A 26,126-nucleotide genomic window follows, 5' to 3' on the forward strand; every position below is an offset into this window, starting at 1 on the left:
CATGAAAAATCCAGAATGAACGAGTATATCCAATTTTCTTCTTTGAAAGAAAATGCACAAAAACGAGTCTCATTTGCTACTGCTCAAGAACAAAAATTTTAAACTCATGAAAAAAATATTATTTGTCTTATTCATTGGTGGTATTATTTGTACCTCATGCTTTTATGCGAACAAAGAAAAAGATCAAATCAACTATGCTCAGTATGTCAATCCATTTATTGGAACCGCAGATAATGGGCATACTTTTCCCGGGGCAACCGCACCCTTTGGCCTGGTACAAGCAAGTCCCGAAACGGGGAATGATGGATGGAAGTATTGTTCCGGCTATAATTATGCAGATGATTCGATAATCGGATTTGCCCAGACTCATTTAAACGGAACAGGGGGACCAGATTTAGGTGATATTCTTCTATTCCCATTTTGCGGTGAAATTGATAGTGGAATTTATAAAAGTAAATTTGAAAAAGCTACTCAAAAAGGATCTGCCGGCTATTATGCTGTAAATTTATCTGACTTTGATGTGGATGTAGAAGTTACCGCAACTGCAAGAACAGCATTTTATAAATATACCTATAACAATAATGAACCAGCTCGGCTGATGGTGGATTTACAAAATGGAATTGCAGGATGGGGAAAGACCGTTAAAAACCATGTTATTTCAGCCCAGATGAACATGCCTGATAATAAAACGATAACAGGGCACAACGAAGTGGACGCATGGGTTAAACGCCACTATTTTTATGCAATAAAGTTTGACAAACCTTTTACGTTAGAAAAAAAGTTACAAGCATCTCCGGAAGAAAAGGCTCAAAAACTAGTTTTGTCTTTTGACCTTCAGCCGGGTGAGTCGTTGCAGGTAAAAGTTGCGCTGTCGGGCGTTAGCGTAAATGGGGCTATGGCTTCTATTGATAAGGAAAACGCTGCATGGGATTTCAACAAGGTAAGGAAGAAAACTGAAACAGAATGGAACAAATTACTGTCACGTACGCAAATAGTTGGAACTGACGATGAAAAAGTGAATTTTTATACATCGTTGTACCACCTTTATATTCAGCCTAATAATTTGGCAGATACCGATGGCAGATATCGAGGGTTGAACGATAGCCTGTTTACTTCTCCTACAAAAGAATACTATTCTACTCTGTCATTATGGGACACCTATCGGGCTGCTCATCCGTGGTACACCATTATGGTTCCTGAAAAAGTAAATGGGATGGTACAGACAATGCTAAATCATTATAAAATACAAGGATTTCTTCCAATTTGGGCTCTATGGGGAAAAGAAACTTTTTGTATGATCGGAAACCACGCCATTCCTGTTGTAGTTGATGCCTATTTAAAAGGGTTTGATGGATTTGACTCTGAATTGGCATATGAAGCAGTAAGGGCATCTGCAACGACCAGCCATTTAAATTCTGATTGGGAAACATACACCAAATATGGTTATTACCCTTTCGATCTAGTAAAAGTTGAATCTGTATCCAGAACACTGGAGTCTGCTTTTGATGATTATTGTGTGGCACAGATGGCCAAGGCTATGGGTAAAACAAACGATTTTGAATATTTTTCAAAACGTGCTGACTATTATAAGAACTTGTTTGATCCGTCAACAAAACTTATGCGGGGAAAAGATTCGGAAGGAAACTGGCGTGAACCGTTCAACTCTTTATTATTGTCTCATGCGACTACTGCCGGAGGTGATTACACTGAAGGTAATGCATGGCAGTATACCTGGCATGTACAGCATGACATTGAGTCGCTTGTAGATTTGATGGGAAGCGAAGAAATATTTGCAAACAAGCTGGATTCATTGTTCTTTATTGAATCAAATGAAGAAAACGTCGGCTTCGTATCTGATGTGACAGGGCTTATTGGCCAGTATGCGCACGGCAACGAACCAAGCCACCATGTTGCTTACTTGTATAATTATGCCGGACAATCATGGAAAACCCAGCAGTTGGTGCGAGAAATATTCGATCGTTTTTATCTGGCAAAACCGGATGGGCTATGTGGCAATGATGATTGCGGACAAATGTCTGCATGGTATGTTTTTTCTTCAATGGGTTTTTATCCGCTCAATCCGGCAGGAGGTGAATATATTTTGGGAGCTCCGCAACTCAAAAAAGCAATTCTGTCGTTGCCTGGTGATAAGACCTTCACTATCGAGGCAAAAAACCTGAATAAAAACAACAAGTATGTAAAATGTGTAACAATGAACGGAAAGCCATTGGAAGGGTTCATTTTTAAGCACGACGATATCCTGAGAGGTGGCACATTAACATTTGAAATGACCAACACTCCCGCGTATGAGTAAAATGTGAAAGTAATACTTGCAAAAACTATTTCCCTTTAGGTATATTTAAAACCACGGGTACTCCGGAGTAGAGCACCGACTGGTAATTGTAATACGCTTCGTCTCTTGCGTCGGGCATTTCAACTGTAATTACAGAATTGTTGCCCTCTCTCTTTACCTCGGCAAATTCTCCTTCTCTCGGGTAAATGCCAGGCACAGTGTACGAATATTTCCCTTCCTTTAAAGGAGTTGAAAAACGAAGGGTGATTTGTTCTTTATGCACATCGGCAGTCGGATCGCCCACTGAAACTGTCCACGAGTTTTGGTTCTCTTTCAGCATTACCATTGCCGTATTGTCGCACTCGATGGTTTTCTTGTTCACTTTTATTTTTCCGGGTGCGTAAAATGCAATTTGCGTAATGCTGTCTGCTTTCGCATAAACCGAGTGGATAGAATCGTTTTGCAGCGTGCAATTAAGCTCGTTTGCTAATCGTGAAACCAGCCCGGGCATATCTTCCGCAGAAACATTGGGCAGCAGCAAATAGAAATAGTTGTTATCCTCCTGCTCACCGGGATTAACGCCATGCCCAACGGCAATAATGTAATTGGGAGCATTGTTTGAAATCCGGGTATCGGTAGTGTTGACAGATTTCCCTGTTTTTATTACCAGTTCACACTCTTTTTTCTGGAAAATAACAAATCCTCTGTCGCCGGTATGAAACCAGCAGGGCTGCGTAATTTTTTCATGGATGTCAACAGATTGATTTGTGCCGATTTTCGCGACTTTTCCGTTTACAAAGCACGTGAGTTTGCTGGTAAAACCGGCCTGATCGATGCAGGTAGATATTCCTTTTCCCTGTCCGGCTCTGTTGCGTTGGATGTTGCTTCCCAGTGCAATTATTTTGTTGCCGATAAAGTGATAACTTTTCAGTGCAGTTGCCGTGCTGTATGTTTCGCGGGGGAGGTGATGGTACATGGCCATTCCTGATTTCCCGTCGGAAAGCACGCCTGCAATTTTATTTAGCCCGGGCAAACACGCCTGTGCGCCGCCTTTTGCAGGCAGCGGATCGGTTCGCCATTCTTCGGTGATTCCGGGCAACATGTGCCAGTCCATATTTTTTAATACCTGTTGCGAATACTCATCGCCTTTTGTCCGCAACTGCAAAACGCCGCTTCCGCTGTGCCACGATTTGCGTACCCGGTCGAAATCTTCGGCGCCAACAGCACGTTCCGATTTCAACTTAACCGAGGAGTAAAATGAATTGTTTTCATTTTCTCTACGATGTACCAGAAATTCATTAACCCAGTAGGCATCTGTTCCCGAATAATGATGAGAATTGTTTTGGATGTTGTTTTTGAGCGCCAATAATTCGGTTTCGTTTTCAATTTTGTTATCCCTGCTTTTTGATTCCAGAAGCTCGTCGATAGCATCCGCAATCTGAACGGTGACAAATTTTTCCATGTCAGATAAATACGACCGCCCGGCAATAGTAAAATCGAATCTGTTTTTGTAAATCAGCCGGCCGTAAACATGGAGCAGACGATCTGCCGGAAACTGAAAATATTTGTCTTCCAGCCGAAACGGCGTGTCTTTAAACTGATGAAACCCTACGAATGGTTCGGTCAGCCAGCCAAAACCGTAAGCGATCATCGGGGCGTCGGTTCCTTTACCTATATGGTGAGAAACCGTTCCGTCAGGCTGAAAACCAGACTGTGCGAATTCATGCGCCGGAACATCGAATTTTGTCATCCACCTTCTTACGTCGGGAACTACGCCATGCGGACTCCATCCCGGCGAAAAACTAAAATTTTTAAAGGGCTTATCGTTGTAAAAATCGCTGTACCAGTATTGCACATATGTCATCGGGCGGTTGTAGTCTGCCCATATAATTGGCAATGCCAGCATAATCCGCAGGCGATGGCCAAGGTTGGCATCTGCCCAGGCTCCTTCCGAGTAGATGGTATCCTGAATTTCGCCCCAACGCTGCGAGGGATCATCAATGGCCCGTCGTTGTTTTATGATGGAAGTGAACACCTGGTAGAACTGAACCAGTGCATTGTAAACTTCAGTGGCTTCGTTGTTTTCCTCCTTCATTTCCGCAAGTAAATCGGGCATCAAATGTACCGCGGGAGCAACCAGCGGATCTGAAATTACCCACTGATGAGTACATACCTGGTGCCCCATCATTTTGTGCTCCACAAGGTTTGCAAAACCGTCGCCGGTATATTCCCCAATGGGCTTTCCGTTTACGTAAACATCGTTTCCTTCAATGGGCACACACGCGGTGTAAGCAATTATAGCTTTGTACATAGCTTTTTTCAATCGCTCACGGGACGCAGCATCTCCTGACGGCCCGTACTTTTCCGACCGGGCATAGGCATATCCCAGTCCGCCAATTAGTTTTGCTACTTGTTCCCATTCGTATTCAATTGTGCCGTAAACTCTTCCGGTAAGCGGATCAACGTTGGTCTCTCCCAAATAATCTTCAGGATGCCGGGTGTAACATTTAAAACCATTAAAGCGGCCGTTATTGTTTTCCAGTTCGATAATTTTTGCTGCTGTTTCTTTGTCAGAAAAAATTGTGCGCCCATACATTCTGCTTCCTTTTGAGCTCACGGTAAAATCTTTGTACCGGTCAAATAAAACGTTCCAGAGGGGAGTTTCAACAATTCGTACTTCAACAGGAAAACGGTTTAAAATCTCGTTGCCGTTTTTCAGCAGAACAGTAAGTTGATGACTTTTTTCTGTTTCTCCGGTGTTTTGTCCTTCGCTAACTGTTAATACTCCCATTATCCGGCGATGCAAATCGTACCGGGTTTCAATTTCAAACAGATTTCCATCCTGATTTTCAATTTCAAAATGATATCCTTTGGGAACAGGAGATTTCAGTACATCTTTGTTTCTTTCGAGGTGGATTCGTCCGATAACTTCTGTGCCTTCGGAACTGTTGGTGGAAATGTCGAAATAGGATGCAAATATTTTTTCCTGCGCATCTGTTTTGCTGACTGTAGCAAAAGCACAAAGCGCAAAAATTGTAATGAATAGAACCGGTTTAAATTTCATCTGTTGCTGATTTTAGATGTTCGTTTTATTGTTATTTTTTGCCATCAACCTTTGCGTGTCAGTGTTATATTTATCTCTTTCCCTTCGAGGGCAAAAAGAATGGCTTCCATTCCCGGAACATGATTAAAAATTCTGCTGTTTCCTTCAAGCACCGGAAGCTTTTTTAGCGGAGCATCTGCCTCAATCAGGAGGTTTCCTTCCTTTTTCTTCACCAAGTATTTTTGGTCAGAAATTTTTTGGATACTCTCTTCTGAACTGGAAATAACCGGAAGAATGAATTCTGTGAGATGTTCGTTTTTTAGGTTTTGCCTGAGCTCAATCTTCACCGTTTCATCCGAAAAAATGTAGTTAACGTTGCAGGTTAATTCTCCGGTTGGAGGTGCCTGTTGCTCGCCGTTAACCAGTTTCGATTTTGTATAAACGGCAATGCGATTTTCCGATTGTTTGGTGTTTACAGTTGCCGCAAGATCTGAAATATTCATGTACTTCTCGTCCTTTGTCTGCAGTCGTGGAGTTAAGGTTGTGGAAAACGGGTCGTACTGCGCCTGCATATTTGTAGCTTCAACCAGTTGGTATTCATTCATGCTCGATGCCAGCACCGGCCCTAATATTTTGTGGTAAAGTAATGTTAGCGCCCCGCCCGACGGGTGACCGTTTTGTATTTTGTATTCCCGGTCGTACTCGGTTACCGTGGCTATCCAGTTATTTTTTGAAACCAGCCAGGTCTGAATGTCTTCAAACGGTTTAATTCCGTACTGTTTTTCCCGCGGTAATGTTAGTTTTTCTGCATTGGGTACTGGTGCGTATCCATGGTCGAGAATTGCTGCCTGCGCTTTTGCATGGCAAAATGTATGATGAATACACGGGCGAACGCCATGCGTGTGGTAATGCAAGCCTCCGTGCAGTAGTCCGTTGTGGGTGCATTTTTGCAACAGAAGCGTGTTTTGTAAAGCCACTTTATGAAATACAGGATTTCTGCCGGACAAGAAAGCATAAGCCGGCTGGCAACCATCGCTGGTGCGGCTTCCCCAGTATGTCCATTTAAAGCTGCGCGTTCCCCAGCTGTTGTCCCAGCCTCCGTCAGGAAGCATGAATTCCATGTGCGTTTCAAGAGATTCTGTTACTGTTTTCAGAATTTTTTCATCTCCGGTTTCAATTCCGTATAACGCCAGTGCCGGAAGCGATTCTTCCACATTGTAGCCGAGGTCAACCGGGAGGCATCCTTTGGGACTGCGCGTGTACCGATCACCTCCGCCTTCGCCAAAAAGGAACGTGTTTTTTTCGGTGAAGAAGCGAAAGGACTCGTCGGCAAGTTCTTTTGCGTGGGAAGAATACCGATTATCGTTGAAAATCTTTCCCATCAGAAACAAAGCATAAGTTCCGGTGAGCGGATAATTTACATTGGAGTATTCAATGTGAAATGTTTTATGGATAAATTCTGCCGCTTTTTTCAGCCTCGCCAGCCATTGTTTTCTGGTTTCTGCCGGCAGTAAATCGCCATGGTTTAAAAGCGCTTCTCCAAGGGAAATGGCGCCGAAAACAGTAATTCCGTTCCATTTCGACACGTTTACATCGTTTACCCACGAGCCGTTGGGAATACTGACGTTTTGCTCCATCCACTCAAAAAGTAACCGGGCTGAGTTGATGTATTTTTCGTCGCCGGTTTTTCGTGCAAGAAATAACATCGGGTAAATGGCATCTCCACAGCGTCCGTGAATCCGGGCACAGGCAGGACAAAGAATTCCTCCGTGTAATCCCGGTTTTCCGGAATCGTTAATCTGATAACCGATGAGCGTGTCGCACCAGGTTTTCAGCAGGTTGTAACCGATGTCTGTTAATGTTTTGTCTGCCGCCAAAGGTGTGGCACTTAACGGTTTCATAAACGAAACACCCGTTGCTGCCGCGGCGCTGCACGCAGTTATTGCTTTTACAAAGTTTCTGCGGGAAAAAAGGCTGTTTCCCGGGGTGCTTTCCTGTTTTAACGGAGAACGGTTGACTGTTTTATCCATTTCGAATTATTTAAAATCCTGGTTAAGTTACTTCATTTATTTTAGCTCCGAGCGGTTTCAGTTCAGCTGATTTCCGATAGGGTCAGTATATAGTTTCTGCTGTTCGGCCAGTTCTTTTTTCAGCTCCTTTACAACATCTTTATATTTTGGATCATTGTAAATATTCGTCATTTCCTGCGGGTCTTCCAGCATGTCGTAAAGCTCCCATTCGTCAACGTCGTTGTAGAAATGAATCAGTTTATAGCGTTCGGTCCGTATTCCGTAATGGCGTTTTACGGAGTGCCACGACGGGTATTCGTAATAATGATAATAGGTGGCTTTCCGCCAGTTGTCCGGTTTTTTACCGTTGTTTTCGAAAACCGGACGAAGCGATATTCCCTGCATTTCCTCGGGAATTGGCGCATTGGCATAGTCCAGAAAAGTGGGAGCAAAATCTACGTTCATGGTAAATGCGTCGGAAACGGTTCCTGCCTTAATGGCTTTGGGATAACGAATGAGCAACGGCATTCGGTAGCTTTCTTCGTACATGAGCCGTTTGTCGAACCATCCGTGTTCTCCCAGAAAAAAGCCCTGGTCAGATGTGTAAACAACGATAGTATTATCCAGTTGGCCGGTTTCTTTCAGGTAATCTAAAATCCGCCCAACATTTTCGTCCAGCGAAAGGATGCAGGCCAGGTAGTCTCTCATGTAAAGCTGGTACTTCCATTGAACGAGTTCTTTTCCAGTGGGCTTGTTGTTTTTATACTTGTCAACGCGTTTTGCATAAGCTTTGTGCCACAAATTTTTCTCTTCGGGAGTTAGCCTGCTGTAAACCCGGTATAGTTTTTTCAGGTCTTCGCTTCTTTTGTTAGCGCCCTCCACATCGTGTTGTTTGGCGTCTGTTATTTTTTTCAGCACATTGTTTTTTCCGAATTCTTCCAACTCTTCGCGGCTTGCAAGTTTCAAATCCCACGCATCCCACAAATGGTTGGCAATTTCCATTTCCTGCTCGCGTGCTGCGCTTCCCCGTCCCTTGTAATCGTCGAAAAGCGTTTCTGGAACCGGAAATTCTTTGTTCTCCAGAACACCCATGTGCCGCGGAGCCGGAATCCAGTTTCTGTGCGGCGCTTTGTGCTGATAAACCAATGCAAACGGTTTGTCCTGATTTTTTTCGCTAAGCCACTTAATGGCCTTATCGGTTATTACATCGGTAACATAACCGGTTTCAGTAATTGTGTCGCCCATTTCAATAAACTCGGGCTGGTAGTAATCGCCCTGGCCGGGAAGAACGCTCCAGTAATCAAACCCGGTGGGAGAGGAGCCGAGGTGCCATTTGCCGATAACGGCAGTTTGGTAGCCGGCCTTCTGCAATATTTTTGGATAGGTAACCTGCGTGCCGTCAAAAATTTTTGCGTTATCGGTTACTCCGTTCAGGTGACTGAATTTTCCGGTAAGTATGGCCGCACGCGACGGTGCACAAATGGAATTGGTTACATAGCAATGCTCAAATTGCATCCCTTCTTCTGAAATGCGGTCGAGGTTGGGTGTTTCTATCAGTTTACTTCCGTAACAACTCATAGCCTGGGTCGTGTGGTCGTCAGACATGATAAACAGAATGTTCGGCCGTTTTTCTTCCTGCTCCTGCCTGCTGGCAACGTTGCAACCGAAAAGAATAATTAATAAACCGGTAATGGTTAAAAGCTTCATGGTATTGTATTTTTTTGATTCATTTTTAATTTCTATTTCAAAATTACCTAATCGTTGCACAAGCAGATTTTAAGAATGTGTTTAAAAGTTTAGGCAGGGGGAGCGAATATTTAATTTCTATTGAATTTTATATTAAAATGGTTGAAAGAAGGTTTTTGTGTGTGCCGGTTTGTTGTTTCGCAGTAGAAAAATGGTTTTGGAAATGAACCGATTTTTTGAAATGAATTTGACGTGGAACCCGGAATGTTATATTGAAGATCGGGTATTTCAACAAAAGTTATAAAGAATTAAACATTTATGATAGAACGATGCCCGTAACTAATAGAATTATACGGGTTGCTGTTCTATTTTTGAAAGGGTCGAAATCAGTCCTTTAAAAGCGAAGTTTAATCAAATCCGGAGCAATGCGAATTAAAACGCTCATAATATTTTCCATCCTCCTGCTTTTCTCTGTATTGGTGTGTTTGGGTCAGGGCCGGTTAATTTTTCAATACAATTTTGATGAAAACGACAGTTTAGCCGACTGGAAAATTGAAGGCGAGGGAAAAGCGTTTGTGGAAAACGGAAAGCTGATTCTTGAACCGGGTTACTATCCGCTATTGAAGTTGGCCATAGACGAAGGGAAACTTTCTTTAGAAAACCGGCAGGAAGAATACCAGCACTGGCTGGTTGATGCCATGACCAAAAAATACGGGAAAGACATCGAAAAATACTATATAACAGGAGAAGATGGCAATTCGGTTTTTCGTGGCGGACATTTCAATTTTTGGAATAAAAAATATCCCACGCCAGATGATTTTGCAATAGAATTTGAGTTTGTAAGCTTGTCGCCCGCTCCGCTACAGATGATTATGTTTTGTGCACGCGGAAAAAACGGAGAAAGCATTTTTGCCCCGTCAATGCCGGTGCGATACGGTTTGGCGCAGGAGATAATGTATGACCCCATGGTGCAGTACCGCATTTCCTATTTCCATCCTTCCAGAAAAACGGCAAACATGCGCCGCGCGCCCGGTAGAGAGCTGGTTGCCGAAGGCAGAGATGCCGTTTCTGAAACGCCGCGTAAAATGCATTTGTGCCGGGTAGAAAAAGTGGGTAATCAGATAACCTACAGCGTAGATGGAGATACAATCCTAACCTTTTGCGATAACGACCCGTTAAACGGAGGGTACTGGGGATTTCGGTTAATGGCGTGTGCAAAGGGAGAATATGACAACATTAAAATTTTTGATTTGAGCGAATACTAAATGATTAGCGCATCGAAAAACGGGATGCGCAAAAGGTTCATTTTTATAGATGGCACGTAGGAAATGGACGGTGTTATTCTTTTAAAGGACCGTATTGCAACAGAAAATTACCAAGGAGAAACTACATATTTTATAACTTTTCAGATATCTATTTTAAATGAAAACAGGAATATTTATTTTACTTATTTTATCCTTGCAACTCATATTTCAAGGGTGCAAAAACGGAACTTCTGTTCCTGAACAACCCAATATTCTTTTTATTGCAGTTGACGATCTTAATGATTGGACCGGCACAATGGGTGGAAACAACCAGGCCATAACGCCCAACCTGGATTTGCTGACTACGCAGGGCGTTTTGTTCAGTAATGCGCATGCTTCCATGCCGGTGTGTGTGGCTTCGCGCAATTCGTTGCTGAGCGGCCTGCATCCGGTTACAACCGGCTGGTACACCGGAGTGGGCGAGCGGCAGGCCATGATTCGATCCTATCACGAAGTGATGGAAGGGAAAAAAATGCTTCCCGAATTTTTTAAAGACAACGGGTACAAAACATTTTGTGCCGGTAAAATATTTCATTCCGGAGCAACTGATTACCCGTTTCTGCTCGATTCTTTGTGGGATGATGTTGCGCCCGGTTATGCCGATAAAGTTACCGGAAAGTTTCTGGAGCGCGGCGAAGGGTATGGCGGTCTTTTCTTTTATCCGTTTCCTAAAAACGGCAGCCAGTTAAAACGGCATTATGGAGACAAGCTGGGGTCGGGGCATTCGTTGTGTGGCGGGCCGCTGGATGAAGAGGATATTCCGGGTGGAAAAATGTACGATGAGTTAATTGCCGATTATGCCGTTCAGAAATTAAACGAAAATCACGATAACCCGTTTTTTCTGTCGGTTGGGTTTGTGCGCCCGCATGTTCCGTACACTGCTCCCCGAAAATATTTCGATTTATACGACGAAGAAAAGGTGAAAATTCCGGACGTTCCGGACGACGAAATGAAAGATATTCCGATAATGGGAAAAGCAATTGCTTACGGAGCAACCAATTTTGGCGACCATCAGGCGGTTTTGGGAGTCGGGCCCGACTACTGGAGGTACCTGGTTTATTCTTACCTGGCCTGCATTTCTTTTGTGGACGACCAGATTGGTCGCGTGCTAAAAGCGCTTGAGAACAGCCGGTACGCTGAAAATACCATTATTGTGCTTTGGAGCGACCACGGTCAAAATCTGGGCGAGAAAAAGCACTGGCGAAAAATGTGCCTTTGGGAAGAGTCAACCCGGGTTCCGCTTTGTATTTTGGTGCCTGGCAATAAAGCAAACGGGCAGGTTTGCGACGAGCCGGTGAGCCTGCTTGATATTTATCCGACTTTGGCTAATCTGTGCAACCTGCCGGTTCCGGAACATCTGGATGGGCAGAACCTGCAACCGTTGCTCGAAGCTCCCGGTTCGGAGTGGCCTCACGTTGTGCTGAGCAACTGGATGTATAAAAACTACTCGGTGCGCGACAGAAACTACCGTTATATTTTGTATCGCGACGGAACGGAAGAATTATACGATCGTTCGGAAGACCCGGGAGAACATTTTAATTTGGCCGATAACCAACAATACGAAACAATAAAAGCCCGCCTGAAACAGGCAATACCTGAAAATCCGGCGTTGCCGGCCGGTGCTAAAAGTTGGAGGGGAGACAAGCTCGACGAGTTAATTTATCATTGGCAGGTTCAGGATAGTATTCCGGTTTGGTTAAGGTAACCTGCTCTTAAAAATAGATCATCAATGAAAAAACTGTTCTGGGGATTGTTTTTTTTAATAACTGTAAACTTTGCTTTTGCTCAGGGCAAAGAGTATCACTGCTATTATATTCAGGAAAAAATTGAAATTGACGGACAGCCGTTGGAAAAATTCTGGCAAAACGTAAAGCCCGTTTATTTTATTTCAAATACCGAAGGCGAAGCGTGCGCAACAACGTTTTTTAAAGCAGCGTGGGACGACAAATATTTGTATTTCTACATTTGGATGGAGGATGATGATATACGCTGTACAATGACCGAGCGGGACGCACACCTTTGGCACGAAGAGGTGGTGGAGATTTTTATTGACGCTGATTGTAATCCGAAAACCTATTACGAATTTGAGTGGAATGCGCTGAATACACTGCTCGATTTGTATGTTTTAAATCCGGGATATTCCAGAGATAAAATTACCCAGTGGTGGGATTGGAACTGCCTGGGAATTAAATCGGAAACTTATGTTGAAGGGACTATTCAAAACTCTAACGATATAGACAAAGGGTGGGGAATTGAAATTGCTATTCCGTTCGATCAGATTGAATCTGCTCCCAATATTCCGCCACAAAGTGGAGATGTATGGCGGGTGGATTTAACCCGAAGAGAAGGTTCGGAAAATGCCGGAGACTTAAAAAAATCATCGTGGCTGCCTCCTTCATGTCATTTTCCGCTTTCCTATGGCGATTTTATTTTTAAAAAATAGCAATGAACAGACGAATAGGTGATTTTTATCAGTTCTGTCGTGAAAAAAAAGTAATGTAACGCGAAAAATGAGTTAAAAATGTTTAAAGAGACCTGTTTTTGTTTTCAAACTATTTGTTTTCAGTATTTTATAATTAGTTTTTTAGACGTAATTTTTGGTTTTTTGGGCATAAATTCAACGATTTTTAAAGCTGATTCAACCACACTGAAACTTTTTTTTTATGGTTGAAAGCATATTCAACCTCGTTGCAATCTATTACTACCGGAGAGTGTCAATTTTGTGGTAGAAATTTGAAGTTAATTAAATCTTAAAATCGAAATTATGACTAAATCAAAGTTCATCAGATTTTTTCTAATAAATCTTTTTTTGATTGCGCTGTTCATTCCGGGATATGGACAAGGGCTTATTATAAAAGGGATTGTAACAAGCGAACAGGGAGAAACTCTTCCTGGCGTGAACGTGGTTGTTCAGGGAACAACTTCAGGAACTGTTACCGGAATTGATGGCAATTATTCTCTTAATGTACCCAACCCCGCAGAAGATGTTTTGATGTTTTCTTTTATCGGTTTCGAAACTCAATATATACAAGTTGCCGGAAAAACGAACATCGATGTAGTAATGGAAACTTCGTACAACGAGTTGGACGAGGTTATTGCCATTGGATATGGTACAGTGCGAAAAAGAGATCTTACCGGTTCGGTAGCTTCTGCAGATGTTGCTGAACTGGCTAAAGCACCGGTATCGAATCTGGCAGAGGCATTAAACGGCCGTGTGTCGGGTGTACAGGTGCAAACCACAGAAGGAGCACCCGGTGCCGAAGTAAAAATCCGCGTTCGCGGTGGCGGTTCAATTACACAAAGTAACGAACCATTATATATTATAGACGGGTTTCCCACCGAAGGAGGATTAAGCCTTTTGGATCCGTCGGAAATTGAATCCATTGATGTGTTGAAAGATGCTTCGTCTACTGCCATTTACGGAGCGCGCGGTGCCAATGGTGTAATTCTTATTACTACCAAAGGTGGTAAAGTTGGAAAGACCAGAGTAAATTACGATGCCTATTTTGGGGTGAAACAACTGGCTAAAAAGCTGGATGTTTTAAGTCCGTATGAGTTTGTTCTTTTGGATTATGAAAGAAACTTAGGCGATGCAAGTGTAATGGAATCGTGGTTTAACAGATACGGAAGTTTCGCCGACATTCAGTCAAACTACGCCAACCGGCCGGGTATCGACTGGCAGGATGAAGTATTTGGAAGCCCGGTAAACAACCAGTACCATAAAGTAAGTATTTCGGGTGGAACTGAAAACACCAAGTACAATCTTTCCTACTCGGTAAACGACGACCAGGGAATTATGGTAAACAGCGGTTTCAAAAGAAATAGCGCCAACTTTAATTTTGACCATAAAGTAAGCGAAAAATTGAAGGCTTCTGCATCAATCAGGTATACCGATCAGACATTCTACGGAATGGGTACATCATCGCAGGGGTCTCGTTTTAATAAACTGGAGCACATTGTACGTTACCGGCCCACAATCGGGATAAAAGGTTCTGACGAGGATTTGGTGAACCTGGATGAAGATCCGATTTATCTGGATGATTCCGGTAATGTTATGCAAAACCCGTTGGCATCAGCAGAAGCCGAACATAAAGAAACTGAAACGAGAGTGCTTTCTATGAATGCAAAACTCGATTACAATCTTTTTAAAGGGCTTACCTACACGTTAACATTAGGTATGCGCACAAGCGACCAGCGGCGCGAAATTTTTAACGGAGCCAGGTCGGTAACAGCAAAAAGATCAGGCGGGCCGTCGGGCTCTCTGCGCCATACAGACAGAAGGGGATATAGCTATTCTAATGTTTTAAATTATAACAAGAGAATTCAGAAAAAACACAAAATAAATTTGATGGTTGGCCAGGAAGAGGTGTATAACGAAGGACGTTGGTTCGAAGCCAGTTCAAACCAGTTTCCGAATGACGATATCGGTTTGGCTGATTTGTCACTGGGAACCCTGCCGGGAATTCCTGCCTCATACGAAGAAGACGATCGACTGCTTTCGTTCTTCGGACGTGCAAATTACGCCTATCAGGATAAATACCTGTTTACAGCAACAATGCGTGCTGATGGATCAACGAAATTTGGTTCGGGTAATAAATACGGGTATTTCCCGTCTGCATCAATAGCCTGGCGGGCAGTTGAAGAAGAGTTCATTAAATCGCTGGATCTTTTCTCGAACCTTAAATTCCGCTTAAGCTACGGGATAGCCGGGAACAACCGGATTCCAAACTACCAGTCGCTTGCATTACTTGGTTCCGATTATTATGCCATTCAGAATACGCCTCAGATTAGCGTAGCATCTACTGTGCTTCCCAACCCAGATTTGAAATGGGAAACAACTGTTTCCAGAAACTTTGGCGTTGACCTTGGTTTCCTCGATCAGCGCATCCAGTTAACAGCAGAAGCTTATCAAACAAATACAAAAGATTTGTTATTGCGGGCGCAAATTCCTCTTACTTCAGGTTATTCGTCTATGATTTTGAATGTTGGAGAAACGCGAAACAAAGGTTTTGAATTGAATTTGAATACCGTGAATGTTTCATCGCGTAACTTCGAGTGGAGAACCAATTTTAATATCTCTTTCAATAAGAATAAAGTAGTAGCATTAACCGATGGTTCTGATTCATTCCTTTACGCATCTGACTGGGGATTAGTTGGGAACGACTACATAGTAAAAGTAGGTGAGCAGATAGGAAGTATGTACGGATACCAAACCGACGGGCTTTTCCAGGTAGAAGATTTTAACTACGATGCAGCAACCGGAAAATACACGTTGAAAGAAGGAATTCCGTACGATCCGAACTGGTACCCGGAACCGGGGTTCTGGAAAATTAAAGATATTTCTGGTCCTGACGGAGAACCCGACGGAATTATTGATCCTAACGATCGTTCGATTATTGGAAATGCCAGCCCGATACATTATGGTGGTATCACCAACTCGTTCAGCTACAAAAATTTCGATTTGAGCGTCTTTTTGAACTGGTCATACGGAAATGATATATATAATGCCAATAAAATTAACTACACAAATTATTCAGGCCCCAGTAAAAATACTCTGGCAAATGTAAAAGATCGCTGGATAAGCATCGATGGAAATGGAAACAGGGTTACTGACCCAACAATACTTGCAGAACTGAATAAGGGGGCAATTATGCCTGTGTACAATGGTTCAGGAGCTAACAATATGCTCCATAGCTGGGGAATTGAAGATGGCTCGTTCCTGCGGATTAACAACGTTAGCCTCGGCTACACACTGCCGAAATCGGTGCTGACGAAATTGAGTATCAGCAACCTTAGAGTTTATACAACGGTTTACAATATTCATACTTTTACAAATTATTCAGGGTACGATCCTGAAGTAAGTACCAGGGAAAGCAGTGGCGTAACACCCGGTGTCGACTTCGGCGCTTATCCAAAAAGCAGATCCATTGTATTTGGTGTAAATCTTTCATTATAAAACACAAACTGAAAATAATTATGAAAAAAATAAAATATACAAAGTGGATAATGATGGTGGTGTTGTTAGTTGTTACGACCACCGCCTGTGAAGACCTGCTGGAAGAAAAACCCAGATCGTATTATGCTGCGGAAACTTTTTTCCAAACTGTGAAGCAGGCAAATATGGCTACTCTTGGCATTTATGATGTGTTGGCAGAGTTGGATACCTATGGCAGAACTCTTTCTATGATTTGGTGTGCAGACACCGATATTATGCAAATGCGCGGAACTGGCCTGGATAACGATCGACGGAAAATGTGCCATTACAATGCAGATCCTTCATTAGGGTGGGTTCAGAATACCTGGACAATGCTTTGGAAAGGAATTGACCGTGCAAACATGGTTATTCAGAAAATTCCGGAAATGGATTTGTACACCGAAGGAACTGAAGATGAAATAAAAATGCTGCAACGCTACTTGGGTGAAGCTAAATTTTTGAGGGGACTGATTTATTTTGACCTGGTACGAATTTGGGGAGCCGTTCCGTTAAAAACAGAGCCCACAAAGGCAAGCGACGATATGTCTGTGAGCCGTGCTTCATACGAAGAGTTGTACAATCAGATTGATAAAGATTTGACCGATGCAGCAGAATTACTGCCCTGGCGTTCGGACGTTCCGGAAGCCGGAGAACGCGCCAGTAAAGGTGCTGCACTGGGAACGCATGCACGCGTTTGTTTGGCCCGTGGCGGATATTATCTCGATGTATACGAGAAACAACGCACAAGGGTAAGCAATTACAAAGACTATTACGAAAAGGCAGCACAGCTTACAAAACAAGTTATTGAGTCGGGCGAGCATGCTCTTAACCCGAGCTACGAGCAAGTATTCCGCAACTATTGTGAATTTAAGGTAGAGCCGAAGGAAAGCATGTTCGAAATCGGGATGTTTAACCTAGAAGGTGGTGCGGCCAATACCGGTATTATTGGTTCTTACAACGGGCCTACTGCAGCGGCAGATTACATTTACGGCAGGGCAAACAGTTTCTTAAATTCAACTCCGCTTTTTAAAGCATCTTTTGCCGATGAAGATTTAAGAAAAGAAGTTGCCGTTACCGATTTCCAGATTTTGGCCGATGGTACGTTGAAGGTTTATCCGAAAAACAATGATCACATGTGGTCACCCGGAAAATGGCGCCGTAACTGGCACATTCAGGCAGCCAAAAATCCCAACAATACCGACCTCAACTGGGTATATTTACGTTATGCCGATGTATTGCTGATGAGGGCCGAAGCAGAAAACGAAGTAAATGAAGGCCCAAATGCAGCAGCCTACGCAGCAATTAACGAAGTACGTGACCGTGCAGGCTTGGAAGATCTTCCTTCCGGTTTATCGAAAGACGAATTTTTTGAAGCGCTTAAACAGGAAAGGGTTTGGGAACTTTGCTTCGAAGGATGGCGGAAAGATGACCTGGTGCGTTGGAATATTTTGGGCGAAACATTAAGGCAGGCTCAAGCCGACCTGAAAGAGCACAGAAGCAATTTTCCATACGTTGCTGGCGACCTGTTTGACGAAGACAAAGACGAATTGTGGCCCATCCCGCTTGTTGATATCGATGAAAATCCGAACTTATTTCAGAATCCTTATTTTTAGCAGATAGAAGTTTAGTTAGATTTGACAACGAATGGGGTAGTTATACTGCCCCATTTTTTTGGTTTAGAAACTACCAGTCCGGTTATTTATACTATTTTTGGCGTATTAAATTATGAATGATGGCATTATGAGAAGCTTTATTGCAGCAATCCTGCTTTCGTTAGGATTCAACATTGCCGTCCAAGCACAACAAACTTCTGGCAACAGAGATATATTATTCGAAAATATTTCAAACAGTCAGGGACTCTCACAAAGTACAGTTTTCTCCATTGTTCAGGATACCCTGGGCTACATGTGGTTTGCAACCCAGGACGGTTTGAACCGATACGATGGAGTTCAGTTTCGGGTTTTTCGTGATGATAACAGTGATTCAACAACTGTTATTTCGCACCATATTCGGGTGTTGTTTAACGACGACGAAGGGAATTTATGGATTGGTGGAAACAAAGGAATCAGCAAGTACAATTACGAGTACGACAACTTTAGGAATTACCCGTTGTTCGACCAGCGCTACGACCGCTTTATTTCAGACATTGAGCAAGACAGTAAGGGCAGGATTTGGGCCGGATCATTCAGCGGGAATATGTATAAATACAACCCGGACAGCAACGATTTTTCGGAATACAAAATTTCCTACAACGGAGAGCGGCTTTATTACATTAACGACATTTGCGCATGTGGAGATGAATTGCTTGTGGGTACTGAATACGGTTTGTATTCGGTGGATGTTGAAAATGAAACCGTAAAAAAAATAGATCTGTTTGAAAAGGACCCAAAAGTCAGGAAGATGCTGAAATGTGCCGACGGGCGTATTTGGGTGGGAACCGAAGGAAACGGGCTTCTTTTATTGAACCGCAATTTTGACATCGAAGAAAACTATCTTCATAAAATAAATAATGGCAACTCGCTGTGTAATAACAATGTGCGCTCCCTTTCTTTTGATAACGACAGCAACCTCTGGATAGGAACTTTTGTGGGATTAAGCATTCTGGACAAAAACACCGGTAGTTTTTCCAATTATTACCAGGATTATACACGGCCTTATACGTTGAGTCAGAACTCGGTGCGTTCACTTTACAAAGATAAAGAAGGCGGAATGTGGCTCGGAACGTTTTACGGAGGTATAAACTTCTATCATCCACACAACCTGCATTTTGATTTGATAAACCAAAACGGCGGTACTTTTTCGTTGAACGACAATGTGTTGAGCTGCATTACAGAAGATGCCCAAGGAAAAGTGTGGATTGGCACCAACGACGGAGGTGTTAACTGCTGGAACCGGAAGGACAACACCGTTAAATATTTTATGTTTGACGAGTCGGATCCGAATACGATCAGCTCAAACAATATAAAATCACTTGTTTTTACCGACGACCAGAAGTTATTGGTGGGAACGCACAAATCGGGGTTGAATCTTTTTGATCCGGAAACCGGGAAAAATATCCGGTTTAAAGCCAGCGAAGCTCCCGGAGCAATTTCCGACAACAGCGTTTACGCATTGCTGAAAGACCGCAAATCGCAAATTTGGGTAGGTGCCTGGGGCGGGTTGGAGAAGTTTAACCTCAAAACAAAAACTTTCGAACTGATTAGTTCCGATTCAAAAGGGCAGCAGCTCACATCCAGCCAGATTACCTCGCTGTTTGAAGACTCGCAAAACAGAATTTGGATTGGCACTTTCGAAGGATTAAATATTTTTTATCCCGAAAAGCGTCTGTTCGAATCGTTCAGAACTCATCCCGGAGACTCCACCAGTTTGAGCCACGATTTTGTAAACTGTATTTACGAAGACAGCAAAAAGAGAATCTGGATTGGAACCAATGGCGGGCTGAATATTTTTAATGAGATTGAACGAAATTTCAAAAGGATTACCACCGAAGACGGGTTGGAAAGCAACGTGTTTTTTGGAATTCTAGAAGATGATCAAAATCGAATGTGGATTAGTACAAATCAGGGAATTATCTCTTTGGATCATCAGGGGAAATCCATGAAAAACTACTTAGTACACGACGGTATCCAGAACACGCAGTTCAACAATTTTTCATACGCAAAACTTAACGATGGCTACTTTTTGTTTGGCGGAATAAAAGGGCTGACCATGTTTCGGCCCGATAGCATTAAAATACTTCCGTTTAACTCAAAAGTTCTTTTAACGAGTTTGAGCATCAACAGTCAGAAAATAAACTCCGATGATGAAACAGGAATACTGGAAAATCACATTAACCAGACGAACAAAATTATTCTGAATCACGACCAGAATACAATTACGCTGGACTATTCTGCTGTAAATTACGTAGATAACGAGAATATAACCTACCTTACTAAACTCGACAATTTTAATAAACAATGGTGGCGCTCCGATAATTCTGTTACATTTTCGCAATTGCCGCCCGGAGAGTACACCTTTAAGGTAAAAGCAGTACGCGGGGAAATTGCCGGTGCCCCAACTTCCCTGCAAATAGTTATTCTAAAACCCTGGTATCTGAGAAATTGGGCACTGGTTTTATATATTTTTCTATTGGCAGTTGCCGCTCATTTCGTTTATAAATTTGCCATGGAGCGGATGAGAACATTGCACGATTTGCGTGTTGAAAGGCTTGAAAAAGAGAAGTTAAGCGAAATTAACCAGATGAAGCTGCAGTTCTTTACCAACATTTCCCACGAGTTCAGAACTCCGCTTACCCTGATTTTGTCGCCTCTGGAAAAAATTCTCGAAAAACCGATAAACGATGAGTGGTTGCGCAAGCAGATTTTGTTAATCAACAAAAATGCCAGCAGGCTGCTCGATTTAATCGACCAATTGCTGGAATTCAGAAAATCGGAAACCGGAAAATTGAAGCTGAACGTTTCGCGAAACGAGCTGGTTGGTTTTGTTAACGATATTTACCTCTCTTTTGCATCGGTGGCAGCGCAAAACAAAATTGTATATTCTTTCAATTCAAAAGAAGAAAAACTGGAAATCTGTTTTGACAAAAATATTATCGAACGGATATTTTTCAACTTGTTGTCCAACGCATTTAAGTTTACTCCCAACGGCGGAAAAATTGGAATCAACCTTCACAAAAACAGCAAATCTGTGGTTATCGAAGTAACAGATTCCGGAAAAGGAATTCCCAAAGATAAACTGTCGCTTATTTTCGAAAGGTACTACAGCGTAACCGAAAGCAACGTAAATATGGGCACGGGTATTGGCCTGGCTTTAACCAAACGGTTGGTGGAGCTGCACTACGGAAGCATCAGGGTTGAAAGCGAAGAGGGGATAGGTTCCAAATTTGTGGTAACGCTGCCAATTTCGGAGAGCGTGTATTCCGAAAGCGAAATTTCCGCCATTTCGGTTGAAACGGGAAGGTATAAAAAAGCAACCGAAGTAATTTCCGACGAAAACGAAGAGGAGCCCGCAGAAATGCTGGTTGCTGACGAAAAAGACACCATTCTGATTGTGGAAGATAACGCTGATATTGTTGCCTATTTAAAAGACAATTTCTCGGTGAACTACAATATTTGCACAGCCCCGAATGGCGAAGAGGCGCTGAAAGTTGTTGAGCAAAGCAATCCTGCACTTATTATATCGGATGTGATGATGCCGGTTATGGACGGGATAAAATTCTGTAAAAAAATAAAGCAAAACATCAAAACAAGTCACATTCCCGTGATTTTGCTCACTGCCAAAACTTCGGTGGAAGATCAGATGGAAGGGCTGGATTCCGGCGCTGACGATTACCTTCCCAAACCGTTTTCTGTCCGGGTGCTCGAAAAGAAAGTTTTCAACCTGATAAAAAGCAGGAAAAGGTTGCAGGATTATTACTCCAAATCAATTGATGTGAATCCGGAAGAGATTGCATTCAATTCGTTGGATCAGGAAATATTGGAAAAGTCGAAGGAGATAATAGAAAAGTACCTCTCCGATCCCGATTTTTCGGTAGAAATATTTGCCCGCGAAATAGGAATGAGCCGGTCGAACCTTCACTTGAAATTGAAAGCAATTACGGGCGAATCTGCAACCGATTTTATCAAAAAAATCAGGCTTGGAAAGGCTGTAAAATTGCTGGAAGAAAACAAGTACTCTATTTCCGAAATCAGTTACATGGTAGGATACAGTTCTCCGTCGTATTTTACCACCAGTTTTAAAAAGTACTTTGGCTATCTTCCTACGGGTCACCTGGATCAGATGCGGAAATAGTATTTTGGAAAAAGCAGCACTTTCGCAGTGAAAAACGCTCTGTTTTATCAAAAAAATAACAGATTTCAACACAATCAATATTCACTTCAACAAAAGTAATATTACGAAAAACCTGTTTACAGGAAGTTGTGTTTTTTATCTCCTACTTTTGAAGTAAAATGGTTTTAATAAAATCCCTTTTATAAGATAAAGTACAATGAAGGAACGGAGACATGCTATAGGAATTGATTTAGGAGGATCATACATTAAATATGCCCTGGTGACTGAAAATGGGAAGATCAAATTTGAATCGAAAAAACCCACGGAAGTTGAGAAGGGAAGAGATCATTTAATAAGTGCGCTAAAACAGTCGATACTTGAAGCAAAATTATTGGCCGAATCGGAAGGACTGGAAATAACCGGGGTTGGAATCGGAACTCCCGGGATAATCGATAACGGGCTAATTCTCGGCGGAGCCGAAAACCTGCCGGAGTGGGAAAGTTTGCCGCTGGCAGGTATTTTAAATAAGGGTTTCGGATTTCCGGTATTTGTTGAAAACGATGCCAACCTGATGGGACTGGGTGAATTTCATTACGGTTCAAAAACTCATAATACCGATATCATTTTTATAACCGTTGGAACCGGAATCGGAGGAGCCATGGTGTTAAACGGAAAATTGTATGGCGGCCACCGAAACAGGGGAGCCGAGCTGGGGCATATTATTATAAACCCCGACGGCGAAAAATGCTCGTGCGGAGGTATCGGTTGCTGGGAGGCTCACGCTTCGGTAACAGCGCTAATCCGCGATTACAAAAACGCTCTTATCGAAAGAGGAAAAAGGGTTCCCGGAAAGGTGGACGGCAAATACATTGTGGAGCGTTATCTGAAAAAAGAAAAAGAAGCGCAGCAGGCGCTCGAAACCCACTTCTATTACCTCTCTGCCGGACTGGCAGGGTTGATTAATATTTTCAGTCCGCAGCGCGTTGTTGTGGGCGGAGGTATTTCTGAAGCCGGCGAGTTTTACATCAGGGAAATAAGGAAAAGAACTCTGAAAATGGCCATGAAAGAGACGCAGGTTTTTACCAAAATAAGCAGGGCCGAACTCGGAAACAAAGCCGGAATGTTTGGTGCTGCTGCCTTGGTTTTTGACAGCCTGAAAAAAAGCGAAAAAGTAGAAAACTAATAGTTCTAATTACTAATAAATATTGAATTAAATGAATAGCAGGAATGGTTTAGTAGTTGTTTTGATTCTGTTTATCTGGTTTGTGATCTCCTTTGTGACTAACATTTTGGGGCCACTAATGCCGGTAATCATCGACAACTACAATTTGAGTTTAACTCTGGGCGCCTTTTTGCCGTTTTCCTTTTTCCTGGCCTACGGGGTAATGTCTATTCCGGCAGGGTTTCTGGTTGAGCGGTACGGGGAAAAAACATCAATGCTCATATCTTTTGGGTTGAATCTGGCGGGTTCGTTTTTGTTCGCGCTGTTCCCCGGTTACACAGTTGCCCTTTTTTCGCTGTTCATAATCGGAATTGGTATGGCCATGCTGCAGGTTATTATTAACCCGCTGATGCGCGTTGCAGGAGGTGAAGAAAATTTCGCGTTTTTTTCTGTAATGGGGCAGCTGGTTTTCGGGGGCGCATCCTTTATCAGCCCTTTTGTTTTTACCTATTTAATGAGAAATCTGAGCAACTACGGTGGCGATGGCAATGCGCTGGTTGATATGCTTAGCCGCGTGATTCCCGAAGGATTGCCCTGGGTTTCGCTGTACTGGATATTTACCGCCGTGTTTGTGGTTGTTCTATTGATAATTGCACTTGTAAAACTGCCCAAGGTTGAGCTGAAAGACGATGAAAAGGTAGAAGCTTTGCAATCGTATCTTTCTCTTTTCCGCCAGCGTAAAGTGCTGCTTTACTTTGCCGGAATAATGGCCTATGTGGGAACAGAGCAGGGAGTGGCCAACTGGATGAGCAAGTTTTTGCACAGTTACCACGGAATTAGTCCCGAAGGGGCAGGTGCACACGCCATCTCCTGGTTTTGGGGATTGATGTCAATCGGTTGCCTGGTGGGGTTGGTTTTATTAAAACTGATGGATTCCCGCCGCGTTCTGAAAATATTTTCAGTGCTATCAGTCATAAGTTTACTGCTGGCGTTGTTCGGCAGCAGCAGTGTATCGCTCATTGCCTTCCCGGCCATTGGGTTTTTTATCTCTGTAATGTTTTCCATCATATTCTCGCTGGCGCTGAATTCGGTAAAGGCACACCACGGTGCTTTCTCCGGAATATTGTGTTCGGGAATATTTGGTGGGGCGCTGGTTCCGCTGATAATCGGCTGGATTGGCGATTTTGTCGGGCTGAGGCTGGCCATGCTGTTTTTACTGCTCACCATGGGGTATATTTTCAGTATTGCTTTTTGGGCCCGCCCGTTAGTTAATAATAAAACAACGACTGTGAAGGAGATTTTTGCATCGCTTCAAACCCGGTCGTTACGCAGGAAAGATGTTTAATTGAAAAACTAATATAAGATGAAACTAAATTACCGTAGAATTTTTATGTCACTGCTTCTGGTCTCCTTTCTGTTCCAGTTGGGTTGTAGCCAGGCTGAAAAGAAAAAAGAAGAACGCCGTCCTAATTTTATCATTTTGATGTCCGACAACCACAGTTGGGATCATTTGGGTTGTTACGGCGATCCGGTAATCCAGACGCCGAATATCGACAAGCTGGCTGCCGAAGGCATTCGTTTTACACAGGCTTACTGTTCAGCGCCATCATGCGCTCCTGCACGAGCATCCATGCTCACCGGTCAGGACATTTGGCGATTGGATGAAGCTGCCAATCTGTGGGGCGATTTTCCACCCCAGTTTGAGGTTTTCACCAAGTTGTTGGAAGAATCGGGCTACCTGGTTGGGCACGAAGGCAAGGGCTGGGGCCCCGGAGACTGGGAAGCTGGCGGCCGCACGGAAAATCCGGCAGGTACCAAATACTATTCGTTTGAAGAGTTTTATAACGACCGTGAAAAAGGACAACCCTTTTTCTATTGGTTCAGCTCCCGCGACCCACACCGTCCGTTCAAAGCCGACGGCTGGAAAAAAGGCAAAATTGATATCGACAAGCTGGTTGTTCCGCCTTACCTGCCCGACGTAGAAGATGTGCGCAAAGACATTGGTGATTACTATGCCGAGATAGAGAATTTTGACCGCGATGTCTCTTCATACATTCAGCTGCTGAAAGAGATGGGCCAATTGGACAACACACTGATATTGGTTTGCAGCGATAATGGCTGGCAGATGCCGCGTGGTTTGGGTAATCTTTACGACTTTGGCACGCGCCTTCCGTTTGTAATTTCCATGCCCAAGCGCTTTGCAGGCGGACGAGTGGTCGATGATTTTGTAAGCCTGAACGACGTTGCTCCTACATTTTTGGAACTTGCCGGTGTAGAGATTCCGGAAGAGATGAATGCCCGGAGCTTTGCAAATATCCTGGAATCAGACAAAGACGGACAGGTAGATGCCACCCGTGATTTTGTGGTAACTGCAAGAGAACGTCATGCCTTTGCCCGCAAAAACGGAACCGGCTACGGAGCCCGTTCGTACCGTACGCACGACTATTTGTACATCCGCAATTACAACCCGGAATACTGGCCGGCAGGAGATCCACCGTTGTTTGGAGACGTGGATGCCCACATGTTGCAATATCCTTGTCCGACCAAAATGTATATTCTGAAAAATCGCGATAAAGAAGGCGTATCAGAGTTGTTCGACTTAGGTTTTGGAAAACGTCCGGCAGAAGAGTTGTACGATTTGAACAAAGACCCGTTCCAGATGAACAATGTGGCAGGCAGCGAAGAGTATAAAGCCGTAAAAGACGAGTTGGCAACTACTTTAACCAATTACCTGAAAGAGCAGGGAGACCCGCGTGAAACCGGAGCGCCGATGAAATGGCTGAATGCTCCGTACTATGCAGAAAAAGATAAATACCCTACCCCGAGTGAAGAGGCAATCCGTGAACTGGGCCTCAAAGAAGAATATTCACTGGTAGACGAATAGGT

13 protein-coding genes are annotated in these 26,126 nt (G+C 43.3%); 10 read left to right on the forward strand and 3 right to left on the reverse strand.

Features of this window, described 5'->3' with window-relative positions; genetic code table 11:
* Positions 1-106 precede the first annotated feature (106 nt).
* Positions 107-2,314 carry a GH92 family glycosyl hydrolase gene (locus BUB08_RS05645; protein WP_072999910.1) on the forward strand — a complete coding sequence of 736 codons (2,208 nt, stop codon included), beginning with the start codon at positions 107-109 and terminating at the stop codon, positions 2,312-2,314.
* 25 nt (positions 2,315-2,339) lie between these two features.
* On the opposite strand, the gene BUB08_RS05650 is transcribed toward BUB08_RS05645, so the two are convergent.
* The 3 genes from BUB08_RS05650 to BUB08_RS05660 are packed head-to-tail and all read right to left on the reverse strand — an operon-like array spanning position 2,340 to position 9,052.
* Positions 2,340-5,357: a polysaccharide lyase family 8 super-sandwich domain-containing protein gene (locus tag BUB08_RS05650; RefSeq protein ID WP_072999685.1), complete on the reverse strand. Its 3,018-nt coding sequence runs from the start codon at positions 5,355-5,357 to the stop codon at positions 2,340-2,342.
* A gap of 44 nt (positions 5,358-5,401) precedes the next feature.
* Positions 5,402-7,366: an ulvan lysase-like protein gene (locus BUB08_RS05655; RefSeq protein WP_083570600.1), complete on the reverse strand. Its 1,965-nt coding sequence runs from the start codon at positions 7,364-7,366 to the stop codon at positions 5,402-5,404.
* A gap of 57 nt (positions 7,367-7,423) precedes the next feature.
* Positions 7,424-9,052 (reverse strand): sulfatase family protein, encoded by a 1,629-nt coding sequence (locus BUB08_RS05660; protein ID WP_072999914.1) that lies wholly within the window; start codon positions 9,050-9,052, stop codon positions 7,424-7,426.
* A 404-nt stretch (positions 9,053-9,456) separates the two neighbouring features.
* On the opposite strand from BUB08_RS05660, the gene BUB08_RS05665 reads away from it, so the two are divergent.
* The 9 genes from BUB08_RS05665 (at position 9,457) to BUB08_RS05705 (ending at position 26,124) form a co-directional block, all read left to right on the forward strand.
* Complete coding sequence (locus tag BUB08_RS05665) at positions 9,457-10,296, forward strand: DUF1961 family protein (RefSeq protein WP_072999687.1); 840 nt, start codon at positions 9,457-9,459, stop codon at positions 10,294-10,296.
* Positions 10,297-10,453: 157 nt separating this feature from the next.
* The gene (locus tag BUB08_RS05670; RefSeq protein WP_072999688.1) at positions 10,454-12,040 is read left to right on the forward strand and encodes a sulfatase; all 1,587 of its coding nucleotides are present in this window, start codon (positions 10,454-10,456) and stop codon (positions 12,038-12,040) included.
* 24 nt (positions 12,041-12,064) lie between these two features.
* Positions 12,065-12,778: a carbohydrate-binding family 9-like protein gene (locus tag BUB08_RS05675; protein ID WP_072999690.1), complete on the forward strand. Its 714-nt coding sequence runs from the start codon at positions 12,065-12,067 to the stop codon at positions 12,776-12,778.
* 321 nt (positions 12,779-13,099) lie between these two features.
* Positions 13,100-16,291: a SusC/RagA family TonB-linked outer membrane protein gene (locus tag BUB08_RS05680; RefSeq protein ID WP_072999692.1), complete on the forward strand. Its 3,192-nt coding sequence runs from the start codon at positions 13,100-13,102 to the stop codon at positions 16,289-16,291.
* 20 nt (positions 16,292-16,311) lie between these two features.
* Complete coding sequence (locus tag BUB08_RS05685) at positions 16,312-17,922, forward strand: RagB/SusD family nutrient uptake outer membrane protein (RefSeq protein ID WP_083570601.1); 1,611 nt, start codon at positions 16,312-16,314, stop codon at positions 17,920-17,922.
* Between the two features lie 127 nt (positions 17,923-18,049).
* Complete coding sequence (locus tag BUB08_RS05690; protein WP_072999916.1) at positions 18,050-22,099, forward strand: hybrid sensor histidine kinase/response regulator transcription factor; 4,050 nt, start codon at positions 18,050-18,052, stop codon at positions 22,097-22,099.
* 196 nt (positions 22,100-22,295) lie between these two features.
* Positions 22,296-23,261 (forward strand): ROK family protein, encoded by a 966-nt coding sequence (locus BUB08_RS05695; RefSeq protein WP_072999695.1) that lies wholly within the window; start codon positions 22,296-22,298, stop codon positions 23,259-23,261.
* 31 nt (positions 23,262-23,292) lie between these two features.
* Entirely contained in the window at positions 23,293-24,585 is a 1,293-nt protein-coding gene (locus BUB08_RS05700; RefSeq protein WP_072999697.1) for a sugar MFS transporter, read from the forward strand.
* Positions 24,586-24,603: 18 nt separating this feature from the next.
* Positions 24,604-26,124 (forward strand): sulfatase family protein, encoded by a 1,521-nt coding sequence (locus tag BUB08_RS05705; protein WP_072999699.1) that lies wholly within the window; start codon positions 24,604-24,606, stop codon positions 26,122-26,124.
* Positions 26,125-26,126: the final 2 nt, after the last annotated feature.

The organism is Mariniphaga anaerophila (genome assembly GCF_900129025.1).
GTDB classification, from domain to species: domain Bacteria; phylum Bacteroidota; class Bacteroidia; order Bacteroidales; family Prolixibacteraceae; genus Mariniphaga; species Mariniphaga anaerophila.

Excerpts from the sequence above, each read along its gene's own strand:
- BUB08_RS05645 (WP_072999910.1), top strand. The coding sequence starts at position 107 with ATGAAAAAAATATTATTTGTCTTATTCATTGGTGGTATTATTTGTACC.
- BUB08_RS05675 (WP_072999690.1), top strand. The coding sequence starts at position 12,065 with ATGAAAAAACTGTTCTGGGGATTGTTTTTTTTAATAACTGTAAACTTT.
- BUB08_RS05700 (WP_072999697.1), top strand. The coding sequence starts at position 23,293 with ATGAATAGCAGGAATGGTTTAGTAGTTGTTTTGATTCTGTTTATCTGG.
- BUB08_RS05705 (WP_072999699.1), top strand. The coding sequence starts at position 24,604 with ATGAAACTAAATTACCGTAGAATTTTTATGTCACTGCTTCTGGTCTCC.
- BUB08_RS05660 (WP_072999914.1), bottom strand. The coding sequence starts at position 9,052 with ATGAAGCTTTTAACCATTACCGGTTTATTAATTATTCTTTTCGGTTGC.
- BUB08_RS05650 (WP_072999685.1), bottom strand. The coding sequence starts at position 5,357 with ATGAAATTTAAACCGGTTCTATTCATTACAATTTTTGCGCTTTGTGCT.
- BUB08_RS05665 (WP_072999687.1), top strand. The coding sequence starts at position 9,457 with ATGCGAATTAAAACGCTCATAATATTTTCCATCCTCCTGCTTTTCTCT.
- BUB08_RS05690 (WP_072999916.1), top strand. The coding sequence starts at position 18,050 with ATGAGAAGCTTTATTGCAGCAATCCTGCTTTCGTTAGGATTCAACATT.
- BUB08_RS05680 (WP_072999692.1), top strand. The coding sequence starts at position 13,100 with ATGACTAAATCAAAGTTCATCAGATTTTTTCTAATAAATCTTTTTTTG.
- BUB08_RS05685 (WP_083570601.1), top strand. The coding sequence starts at position 16,312 with ATGAAAAAAATAAAATATACAAAGTGGATAATGATGGTGGTGTTGTTA.
- BUB08_RS05695 (WP_072999695.1), top strand. The coding sequence starts at position 22,296 with ATGAAGGAACGGAGACATGCTATAGGAATTGATTTAGGAGGATCATAC.
- BUB08_RS05670 (WP_072999688.1), top strand. The coding sequence starts at position 10,454 with ATGAAAACAGGAATATTTATTTTACTTATTTTATCCTTGCAACTCATA.
- BUB08_RS05655 (WP_083570600.1), bottom strand. The coding sequence starts at position 7,366 with ATGGATAAAACAGTCAACCGTTCTCCGTTAAAACAGGAAAGCACCCCG.